The organism is Cupriavidus sp. KB_39, from assembly GCF_052114485.1.
In the GTDB taxonomy this organism is placed as follows: Bacteria; Pseudomonadota; Gammaproteobacteria; order Burkholderiales; family Burkholderiaceae; genus Cupriavidus.
Genome location: NZ_JBFREV010000069.1, coordinates 1 through 9,538, shown reverse-complemented (window position 1 = coordinate 9,538; position 9,538 = coordinate 1). Strand labels below are relative to the sequence as shown.

15 protein-coding genes are annotated in these 9,538 nt (G+C 58.9%); 7 read left to right on the top strand and 8 right to left on the bottom strand.

Annotated features, from left to right (window positions below; all coding sequences use genetic code 11):
• The first annotated feature begins 709 nt into the window (after window positions 1-709).
• From AB4Z27_RS27835 to AB4Z27_RS27820, 4 genes are all read left to right on the top strand, one after another.
• Window positions 710-976 (top strand): type II toxin-antitoxin system HicA family toxin, encoded by a 267-nt coding sequence (locus AB4Z27_RS27835; RefSeq protein WP_441645809.1) that lies wholly within the window; start codon window positions 710-712, stop codon window positions 974-976.
• Window positions 973-1,461 (top strand): type II toxin-antitoxin system HicB family antitoxin, encoded by a 489-nt coding sequence (locus AB4Z27_RS27830; protein ID WP_441645808.1) that lies wholly within the window; start codon window positions 973-975, stop codon window positions 1,459-1,461. The genes AB4Z27_RS27835 and AB4Z27_RS27830 overlap by 4 nt, the downstream gene beginning before the upstream one ends.
• Entirely contained in the window at window positions 1,451-1,894 is a 444-nt protein-coding gene (locus tag AB4Z27_RS27825; RefSeq protein WP_441645807.1) for a hypothetical protein, read from the top strand. The genes AB4Z27_RS27830 and AB4Z27_RS27825 overlap by 11 nt, the downstream gene beginning before the upstream one ends.
• A 585-nt stretch (window positions 1,895-2,479) precedes the next feature.
• Window positions 2,480-2,701, top strand: a complete 222-nt coding sequence (locus tag AB4Z27_RS27820) for a DUF2188 domain-containing protein (RefSeq protein WP_441645806.1) — start codon at window positions 2,480-2,482, stop codon at window positions 2,699-2,701.
• A gap of 272 nt (window positions 2,702-2,973) precedes the next feature.
• Here the strand turns inward: AB4Z27_RS27820 and AB4Z27_RS27815 are convergent, their stop codons facing one another.
• Window positions 2,974-3,348, bottom strand: coding sequence for an NUDIX hydrolase (locus tag AB4Z27_RS27815; RefSeq protein ID WP_441645805.1), 375 nt, complete (start codon window positions 3,346-3,348; stop codon window positions 2,974-2,976).
• A gap of 143 nt (window positions 3,349-3,491) precedes the next feature.
• On the opposite strand from AB4Z27_RS27815, the gene AB4Z27_RS27810 reads away from it, so the two are divergent.
• From AB4Z27_RS27810 to AB4Z27_RS27800, 3 genes are all read left to right on the top strand, one after another.
• A complete protein-coding gene (locus AB4Z27_RS27810; protein ID WP_441645804.1) occupies window positions 3,492-3,716 on the top strand; it encodes a hypothetical protein in 225 nt (74 codons plus the stop codon).
• A 65-nt stretch (window positions 3,717-3,781) separates the two neighbouring features.
• Window positions 3,782-4,021 (top strand): hypothetical protein, encoded by a 240-nt coding sequence (locus tag AB4Z27_RS27805; RefSeq protein WP_441645803.1) that lies wholly within the window; start codon window positions 3,782-3,784, stop codon window positions 4,019-4,021.
• Complete coding sequence (locus AB4Z27_RS27800; protein WP_441645802.1) at window positions 4,014-5,375, top strand: KAP family P-loop NTPase fold protein; 1,362 nt, start codon at window positions 4,014-4,016, stop codon at window positions 5,373-5,375. The genes AB4Z27_RS27805 and AB4Z27_RS27800 overlap by 8 nt, the downstream gene beginning before the upstream one ends.
• 160 nt (window positions 5,376-5,535) lie before the next feature.
• Here AB4Z27_RS27800 and AB4Z27_RS27795 read toward each other — a convergent pair whose 3' ends face one another.
• The 7 genes from AB4Z27_RS27795 to AB4Z27_RS27765 all read right to left on the bottom strand — a co-directional run.
• On the bottom strand, window positions 5,536-5,916 hold the full coding sequence (locus AB4Z27_RS27795; protein WP_441645801.1) for a hypothetical protein: 381 nt from the start codon (window positions 5,914-5,916) through the stop codon (window positions 5,536-5,538).
• Window positions 5,913-6,452: a glycoside hydrolase family 19 protein gene (locus tag AB4Z27_RS27790; RefSeq protein WP_441645800.1), complete on the bottom strand. Its 540-nt coding sequence runs from the start codon at window positions 6,450-6,452 to the stop codon at window positions 5,913-5,915. Before AB4Z27_RS27790 ends, AB4Z27_RS27795 begins: the two co-directional genes overlap by 4 nt.
• The gene (locus AB4Z27_RS27785) at window positions 6,449-6,835 is read right to left on the bottom strand and encodes a hypothetical protein (protein ID WP_441645799.1); all 387 of its coding nucleotides are present in this window, start codon (window positions 6,833-6,835) and stop codon (window positions 6,449-6,451) included. Before AB4Z27_RS27785 ends, AB4Z27_RS27790 begins: the two co-directional genes overlap by 4 nt.
• Before the next feature lie 140 nt (window positions 6,836-6,975).
• Window positions 6,976-7,818: a class I SAM-dependent methyltransferase gene (locus AB4Z27_RS27780; RefSeq protein WP_441645798.1), complete on the bottom strand. Its 843-nt coding sequence runs from the start codon at window positions 7,816-7,818 to the stop codon at window positions 6,976-6,978.
• Window positions 7,819-7,972: 154 nt separating this feature from the next.
• On the bottom strand, window positions 7,973-8,359 hold the full coding sequence (locus tag AB4Z27_RS27775; RefSeq protein WP_441645797.1) for a tail fiber assembly protein: 387 nt from the start codon (window positions 8,357-8,359) through the stop codon (window positions 7,973-7,975).
• Entirely contained in the window at window positions 8,352-9,233 is an 882-nt protein-coding gene (locus AB4Z27_RS27770) for a hypothetical protein (protein ID WP_441645796.1), read from the bottom strand. The genes AB4Z27_RS27775 and AB4Z27_RS27770 overlap by 8 nt, the downstream gene beginning before the upstream one ends.
• 6 nt (window positions 9,234-9,239) lie before the next feature.
• Window positions 9,240-9,538, bottom strand: a 299-nt coding sequence (locus AB4Z27_RS27765) for a putative phage tail protein (protein WP_441645795.1), incomplete at its 5' end; no start/stop codon positions are given.

Here is a 9,538-nt window from a genome sequence, read left to right as displayed (position 1 = left end):
CCGTTGAATTGAGGGGGGGGACCGGTCTCGTTAGGGGCCGGTTGTGCCGCGACGCAGGGGACGACCCCCGTTGGCTGGGTAGCCCGCGTGAGGCAGGAAATTGTGGCGAATAACCCACAAATGATGATTGGTGCGAGGGAGGGGAAACGTGAAACACAAGGAATCAAGCACTTACTGATTTTGTGGGGAAATTATGGGAATGCGCCGAGAGAGCCCCCCAGCGCGAGGCGCGACGACTGCTCTACTGAGGACCGGGCTCCCGAGTTCGCGGTTTCGCGAAACCAACATGCAACATCCTCGCTAGAAACAGCTTACGGCGACGTCGCGGCGGCCACCGGCCAGCGAAATTGGGCAAGCCTGCAGCGCTACACGCATTTGCGACACACCGGCGACCGTCTGTAGGGTGGAAATGGCTGGACATGATCGCACCTACGCCGCATCCGGCAGCGAAGAAATTGCCCAAAGTAGAGACTGCACGCGATCCTTCCGACCGGGGATGTGCTTACCGAGCCGCACGATTCCGCAACCTGACGGACCCTAACGCGCAGGCAGGATCATCAACATGCCTCGCTGGGCAATACTGTATGCATGCACAGGTACTGTCCCTGCCTAGCTTCCATTGCGACTCATGCATAATACGCGGACTAGAAAAACATCAAGCTTGATGTGCAACTAATGTTTAGTTGCTTTACAATGATGAAGAGCCGACATGTCCAAGCACGAGAAGAGACTAGAACGACTTTGCAAGAAGCCCCCGCCATCGGACATGCGGTGGGAAGAGTTCGTCTCAATCATCGAAGCCCTTGGGTTCACACTCTATGAAAACGGAGGGGGCTCATCACACAAGTACTTTGTCGGCACATTTGATGGCACAGAGCGGAGGATCGATACCGCTCGGCCTCACCCGAGCGGCATCATGAAGCTCTACCAGCTGCGCTACGTTGTCACCAGCTTGGCGGAATGGGGTCTGCTATGAACAATATGTTGGAATACAAGAACTACTACGGCTCAGTCGAGATGAGCCTAGAGGATCGGTGCTTGGTCGGAAAAATCGAATTCATCGATGATCTCATCATGTTCGATGGTGCGACCGTTGGAGAAATTGAAGCGGCATTTCGAGAGGCGGTTGACGCTTACGTCGCGTTTTGTGCGGAGCATGGTAAAGAGCCGTGCGGTACGTACAAAGGCTCCTTCAATGTCCGAGTGGGACCTGACCTCCATCGAAAGGCGGTTGTTGCCGCGCGAAAAAACCATCAAACACTCAACGAATACGTGAAATGTGCAATCGAGCACGTGCTGTATGAAGATCCGCGCGCTCACGAGAAGCCTGTCCACCACTACCATGTGGTCCCAGCGGAGCGCCCTCGCATCGAGTTCAGGCAATCATTGTCATTTGAGCTCGATGTGGATGCACCCATGATTGCGGAAGTCACGAATTCGAGTATGCGATATGGCCACTGAGGTCACCGAAGTGAAATGCAAACCAAGGCTAAGAGGCCTTCAGTACGCAAAAATTTCTGCTGAACGGTTTCCTCCTGGGGCTGATCGGGATGAACAGGGCGGCGTCAAAGCCGAATCGACATTTGAGGTGGGCGAAGTCGAGGAGACGAAGCTAACTGTCATCGGAACGGTCAAAATCATCGGAACAAGAGGGGCAGACAAAGAATTCGCCGTTCTGCTCAAGGCTCGCAGTCAATTTGATGTGCCGGAGGGGACGACCACAGAGGATTGCCTGAAGCCTGACATCTTCCCCTTCATTTCTGCGCAAATTGGACCACTTTTGGTGACAGAAGCACGGTATCAGCTCGGACGCCTTGGCATACGCAACCTCGTGCTCCCGTTCTTCAATCCCTTCTCGGGCGACATCACTACGCCAAATAGCAACGAAGACTGAACACAAAGCTCCGTTGACGAGCGCTCGAAAGGCCCGCTTGGTAGCGGGCTTTTTCTTTGCCTCTTATACTGTATATCCATACAGCATCTCACTAGCATCATGGGCAACAGCAAGCTTGCGGCCAAGTGCCACCTCCGGTCAGCGGCATCTTCGGAAGCGCCTAATCTAGCACACGGAATTCTCGGCCGCATCCAAGGCGACTACATCGCTTCTGGCCTAGCCACGCTGCCGACCGCCACGGCGGACACTACGTCCCACCATGAGGTGGTGATTGACGCCGGCCCCGCCGGCACGGTCCGACTCTTCATCGAAAAGAAGCGCGTCCGCCACCACCGGCATTCTCACTATTTCTGGTCTGCCTATCGAGCCGAGCCGGTCAGGCCTGACGACCCGGCCTGACGTGGCCGCTGCGTTACCGAAAGTCGAACCGGCCCTGCCGAAAGAAAAGTGAGCTGATAGCCCCCGAAATACTAAATTTCTTCGTTCAGCGCGAAAAAAGTGTCGTGCTGCCTGTAGGACCCGGACGGATACCGAACGGGGCGGCGCCAGCGGGAGACTGTCCAGATCAATTCTCAGGAGACGATCATGTCAACAGACATTCATGTGGTGCCGGCCGGCGAAGGATGGGCGGTCGAGGCCGCTGGTGGCGGGGGGAAGCGCGCGGTCTACGAGACGCAGGAAGAGGCCATCCGCGCAGGTACCGAGCGCGCCCAGCGCGACAAGGTCGAGCTGCTGATCCATGGCCGGGACGGCCAGATCCGCGAGCGGAATTCCTTCGGCCATGACCCGCGCGACATTAAGGGCTAAAGCGCATGCCGCACGATTCGGCGGCGGCTTGGCCCGATACTCTGCCGGCCAGCGCCGCGCGCGTGGCGGCTCGACCCTGAGGACTCCCGCTCAGCAAGTGCGGCGCGTGGGGCCGCGCAAGGCTGGCTAAGTCATGAAGTAGCCGGGCTGCCCCCCCTCTTCCGAGGGATATTCAGTCGCCTCCCCGCTTTCGTACGCTTTCCACTCTGGCGCTACCGCGAGTGCGTCGGAACTTCCGATTCGGCAGGCCCGCCAATGAGCGGGCCTTTTTTTCACCGGCCTCGGAAATGGGCCTCGACAATGCTCTTGGTAGTTGGACTCGCATCGGTCGAAGCAACTTCATCGCGACCGAACCACTGGCACCGCTTGATTTCATTCTGAGGGCGCGGCGTTGCCTTGCCGCCAATGTCAGCGACAAAAACGTGGTGAATGGTGGTCGCGCCCACGAACTGAAATTGGAATGAGAGCCCCTTCGCCGCAAGGGCGGTCTCTTCCTTCAGTTCCCGAGCAGCTGTCTCCGGTAGCAGTTCGTCCTCCGAAGGCTTCCCTCCGGGCAACATCCACTTCGACTGGCTTTTGCCAACCAGGAGAACGCTATCGTCGCGAACACAAAGTACTGTCGCTCGAACCTTCATGATTGCCGGCATGAGGAAGAGTCTCCGAAACGAATGCTATCCGCAATCCTACTCGATGATGCTGATGAGTCCGATTCTTCTGGCCCTTTCGGGCGATTCGCGTCTGCCGCGCAATGGCTATCCTCAACGCAGCGCAACGCTGCAAGGGGAAGACCATGAACGTCATCGAAGAGATCGAGTGCATCTGCGGCACGACCGTGGAAATCTCGGAGTTCCACCTCGGCCTTCGGGGCGAGACGGTTCCGACGAAGGCACCCTGCCCGATGTGTGGCCGCACGCTGTATGAGGTGGACATCGACGGGATGGTGCTCGTCGAGGTGACCTTGCACGCTGAGTCCGAAGCGGCCCAAGCGCTAACCCCACGAAGGGAGGGGAACTAAATGATCGCTGACACCAGATCTCCCCACGGCTAGTATCTCGTTGCCAATTACCCCAAGGAGACAACGTGGCAACGTACGACGAAATCCGCGAGGTGGTGAAGCGCAAGCATCCGATCTATGCGAAAAATTGCTGGATCGCCCACGTCAAAGAGCTGAACGGCTTGCCCTTGCGATCGAGGCGAACGTCGCCCCGCGTGGTCCCCTGCCCAGATCGATGGCGTTCGGCAGTAGAAGACGCCATGCGGGAATTGGGTATGATTCCGGCACAAACAACTGAACCTGGGAGGCGGCGCAATCATGGTTGACACGTCTGTGGGATCGCCACCGCTAGCCTTGCCTACAGCCGATCTCAGCAACATCGAGATTCCATTTGAAGGCGACTTGCTAAGACGTCGCAAACTCGCAGATAAGCTGACTAGCTACCTTGGCAGACTACGTTGCGGTGCAGTAATTGCAATCGATGCGCCGTGGGGCGAAGGGAAGTCATGGTTTGCACGCAACTGGGCTGCACAACTCAGAGTGCAGCATTATCGGGTCGGCTTCATAGACGCGTTCCAGGAAGACTATACGGAAGATCCGTTTATGTTATTGGCCAGCGAAATTCGCGAGTTAAGCCACGGCAATGGCCTCGCGAAGACTCTGACCGATAAGGCCGCAGCCGTCGGAAGTGTGCTGTTGCCGTTGATGGCAAAGGCCACGGTAAATGGATTGGGCAAATTGGCGGGTACCACGGATCTCGCAGACTTGGTTCATGAAGAGTACGACAAGGCACTAGACAATGGGGCAGACTTAGTACAGGAATGGACTAAGAAGCGACTAGAGTCGCACGCGGCGGAAAAGAATTCGGTTGCAGGGTTCCGCCGCGCTCTGGCCGAGTTTACTGCAGTGGGCGATTTGCCAACAGTAGTCTTCATCGACGAGCTCGATCGCTGCAGGCCAGCATTCGCAGTTCGTATGATCGAACGTATAAAGCATTACTTCGAGGTGCCAAACCTCATCTTCGTTCTTATCATGAACCGTCCCCAGCTCGAGACGGCGATCCGTGGCGTCTATGGTGCCGAGACAGATGCTCCCGCCTATCTGGGGAAATTCCTTCATTTGTCTTTGCAATTGCCTCAAGATCGTAGCACTGCCGTAGATGGCTCGAGTCCAGCTGGGGCCTTTGTCAGGGCAACGCTTCAGCGATACCAACCCGTCGATCTCGACGAGCATGCTTCCCATCTCCCTGCAGCGCTGACGGCGCTCGCCCTTTGCGCAAAGGTCTCGCCTCGAGAAATCGAGAGAGCCTGTGCCTTGTATTTCCTCAGTGGATTGCAGTGGCACGGCTTGGTTCTATTCCTCGCGGTCATCAAAATCAAAGCCCCGAAGGCTTTTGACGCAATGCGGTCAGGCAACGCAGAGGGCAATACTGAGTTCGTAAAGGTGGCATCCGGTTGGTTCGACTCCGTGCACGCTACCCACGGTTCTGGAGCGCTAAGTAGGTTTGCCACGATCTTCCGAGCATATGCACTTTCCATTAGCGGCAACGGCAACAGCAACTTGGGCCAAATACTCAAAGACGGAACGTCGGTGCTTTACGGTGGCGATCAATTGGCTCTGGGCGACATGCACATAAACCACGTGCGCGCAATTCGTTCACTTGACATTGATGTGCAGTGAGATTTGATCTGCCTAAAAAGGCCAAGCTTGGACGGTCTTAGCATGTCGGGCCGCGCAGTCCCCGAGCGCCCCCAGCAGCTCCTTCATCATCCATTCCTGCCACACATCATAGTCGGCCACGACCGGCGCGTCCGGGACCGTGCACGGCGCAGCCAGCGCGCTATCGAGCCGCGGCGGCTTGCTTGGCCGCGTCGACGGCGTCGGACATGAGGCGCACCCGGCCAGCGTCAGGGCGGCAATCAGCAGGCAGCTTCGGAGCATTCTTCAGGTCCTTCCGGATGGCGTCGAGCTTGGCGCCGAGGGTGATCTGGATGCCGGCGAACTCGTCGGCCTTCTCGCGGATGGTGGCGCCGGCCACGCGCAGGTCACCGAGCGCCTGGTTGGCGCTCGCCAGGTCCGCCTGGGCGCTGGCCGTCTTCATGCGATCGATCTCGGCGTCCTTGCGCCAGCCGTTCGCGGCCCAGCCGGCGGCGAAGATGCCAGCGGCCAGCAGCGCGGCGCCCATCGCGCGCCAGGGGATATTGGATGGGATCGAGATCATGCTGTAACCCCCAGCGCGGTCTTCGCGCGTGCCCAGAACTGCTGGCGATCGGCCAGCCCATTCGTGCCGCCGTTGATGGCACGAGTCAGGCCAACGAAATCGCCGGCATCGGCAAAGCGATTCAGGTTGTGCGCCTGCCAGTACCAGCCAGCTGAGGCCGCCGCGGCAATCGGCTGCTCGAGCAATGCAGGCATCGCTAGTAGATCCAGGTGGAGTCCCAAGCCGCACAGCAGGTAGTTCTTCCGCCCGGTGATCTGGATCAGCCCCCGGCCAATGAATCGCTTGCCGTCGCCCGGCTCAGTGTTTCCGAGGTCGACGCGCCCTTCGTAGCGCAACTGCGCCGGCGTCGGCCCCCAGATCTCGCGTGTGTAGAGCAACTGGCCGGACTCGTGCGCAAGTTGGGCGAGCCATCCAGCCAGTCGAGCCGGCTTGGAAATGTCGAAGCGCTGGGCTGCGTCTACGAGCGGCAGCGCAAACACATCGGCGCGGCGCCCGGCCGCCGGCATGATGGCGCGGAGGATTGCTGGCGTGATCATTGTCCCAGCCCATTGCGCACGTCCGCCGCGATGTCGTCGATGCCGGCGCCCTGCTGCTTGGCGATGTAGTTGAACAGCCAGCGGACGATGGCCCACCCCGGCAGGCCGCAGGAGAAAACCAAGCCGAGCATGGCCACCAGCCCGATCGGTGTCTGCGCCCAGGCCTGCAGCTCAAAGTGCTGAATCACCGCAGCTCCGCCACCGATCGAGCCCATGACAGTGCTGATCAGGCCCACCGCCCACTCGCGCGGACTGCGCGGCRTCGTGATGCACATGACGACGATGGCGGCCAGCCCGGCGCCAATCGCCCCCGCACCGGCCAGACCGCCAATGAGTTTCCAGCCTGCTACGCCTGCGGCCCCGCCGCTGATTGGTTCGGACATACATTTCCCCAGAAATGAAAAAGCCCGCCGAAGCGGGCAAATAAAAGCCGCCCGAAGGCGGTTGTATGTCGAGCGTGCGAAACGACTAGACCATCGCGGGACAATGCGACAGAGCTTGCCTCAGCGATACCGGGCCTGCCTCACGGCTTGCGAATCAATGATGCGCAGTCCAGATCATCGATCCCCCGCTGCTCGGCCCTGCCATGCAGACGCTGATCGGTTACCTCCAGCCCCACCTCGGCGCAATAGTCGCGGAACAGCCCCGCAGACATATCGCTACGGTTGCCAATGTTCTTGGCCCAGTCACTGTTCGGCGCAATCGCGCCATAGTTGGAGTGGTGGATATAGCCTGTAGCGCCCGGCCTCATGGCCCGCGCAAACTCGCGCAGATAGGCAAGAATGATCGACCGGTCGAAGTGAACCATCGAATCAAACGAATAGACGAAGGTCAGCGACTGGTTCGCGATGAAAGGAAGGCTGTCACCCGCCGTCACGTGATAGTGCATCTTGCAACCGTCGTACTGCTCGCCGAAGCGATTCCGGCATGCGTCGATACACGTCTGGTTCACATCGACCAGATGCAGCTCCTTTGCACCCTGCCCGAGCAACTTGGCGCTATTCCGCCCGTGTCCGGGAGCGAGCTCAAGGACAGTAGATAGATCGGCATCCTTGATGTACGGCTCAATCAGATTCTCCCATTGCCAGTCCATCCCCAACTCGGCGTCAGCATAGTAGCCGCCTTCTGTGTGGGCATCGCGGCACTGGAAGATCGACTTCTTCTTGATGATGATGTCCAAGGCTTCGGTAACCACGTCCTCGGGACTCTTAGGCGACAGCCGCGCTGCGAGGTCGCGCAGTTCGGATGCGGACGCCTGAGAAATCTCCTCAGCGAAGTGATTCACCGCGTGCCCGGCGGCGCCAATCTCATGCGACTCAATCCGGGAGACAATCTCGGGGTCGAACCGCCCTTCGTCACGAAGCATCTGGATCAACGCGACCCAGTCCCTTACGTTAGCGCCCCCTGACTTCCTAATATCCGACACCACGCTGYCGGGCGTTACCTTGCGCGAAAAGAACCGCATACTGCCCCTCATAGCTTTATTATGTTCGGGGCATTTTACATGGACTGGGCGGCTACTAATGATCCGCGGGCGGAGTCGGCCAGACTACCGGCTGCACATCGAGGTCCGTCCTACTAACGTCCACTCGATACTGCTTCCAGGCCAGCAGAGACGCCTTCTCATTGGCCGTCGCCACCCCGAGATCAACGGCATCCTGGAGCGGGGCGATCTGCACTGCGGCGCTACCGAGCAACGCATTTCGCATTGCCAACAATTCCGTGCCCGTCGGCACATACGGAGGAGGCGTGATGTCATCGGTCGGGGTCAACGGAGGGTAGGGGCCAAGTTCATTACCGGATGCGTCGTAGAACACGTCGCCATCAACACGCACATCGTCTTCAAATGCATAGAGTGCGCCAGTCGCTGTATCTCGAAAATATTGCATTTTCTGTCCCTTACGCACGCGTTTCGTACCAGCCAATCAGAGTAGCCCCGGGAGTCGCCGTAACGCCGTATGTATAACCGGCAGGAACGATCGACGCCGTCGTGAAACCGCCCGATCCGGAGCCGCCGTTGCCAAATGCCTGCACATTTGCTCCGTTTTTTTGAAAATTCATGCCTTGACCTGATGCGAGTTGCAACTGAACCTCGATAAAAATCGGCTTTCCTGTGCTGTTGGTGTAAGTTGTCCCTATTGCGCGCGACGCCGTTACGTTCTGCTGCGTCTGTGCAATTCCGATGACCTGGGACTGATTCACAGCGTGGCCGCTCTGGGTCGAGGGAGAAATTTGCAATGGCGCACCTTGGCAGTCCACCAGGACGCAAATCGGATTTCCACTGTTCACGCCGGCAATAGTCGCCTTGACCAACGTGGCAACACACCCTGCGCGCAGTTCTGCACCCTGCAGTGCGGAAAGTCCAAGCCCATAGATTGGAATGGCCGGCAGCCCATCTGGTGAATACGTGGAAGGGCCGGTGTTCGCATTGGCAATTTTCACGTACTGCACGACACCGTCTGCCCACGTTCCCGCCACAAGAGGCGTTGGATTTGCGGCGGCGTATGCGTTGGCGGCCCCGGTGTCCGTCAGGGTTCCTCGCACCTTTCCGATCGCCCTGATCGCATCCCGAACCTGCGTAAAGTTGCTCTTGCTGAGCGTGAGGCCGCCAGCCAAGACGACGTTCACAAGCTCCATCATCATGGCATTCAGCCACTCAGCTGGAACAATAGTCGCCGGCACACCCCCCGCCGGATTCCCGTCCGTGAAGAACCCGGCGGTTCCGGCTGCCGTCGAAGCTGGCTGCGCTGCGGCGGCCGTCGAGTTGTCAATCTGGTACATGGATTCTCACTGATAGTGGAACTGCAGAATAGTGTGGGCCGGCGCCATTGCCGAGATCTCACACTCGAGCACCTGGTTGCCCCAACTGGCCAGCGGATCACCTGCGGCAGAGAGGCCCGCCGCAAACCGGACGATCGTGTTCTGTGGCGCGTTCACAGACCAGGTGAAGAACCAATCTTGATTACCTAGCGCCTGGCCACACGTACTTTGCCCACAGCGGAACGGCGCATAGTTTGTGATCGTGATGCCGTAGCCAAGCTTCTGCGCAAAGCCGATGAAATATGCGGCGGACTGGCCCCTGGCCC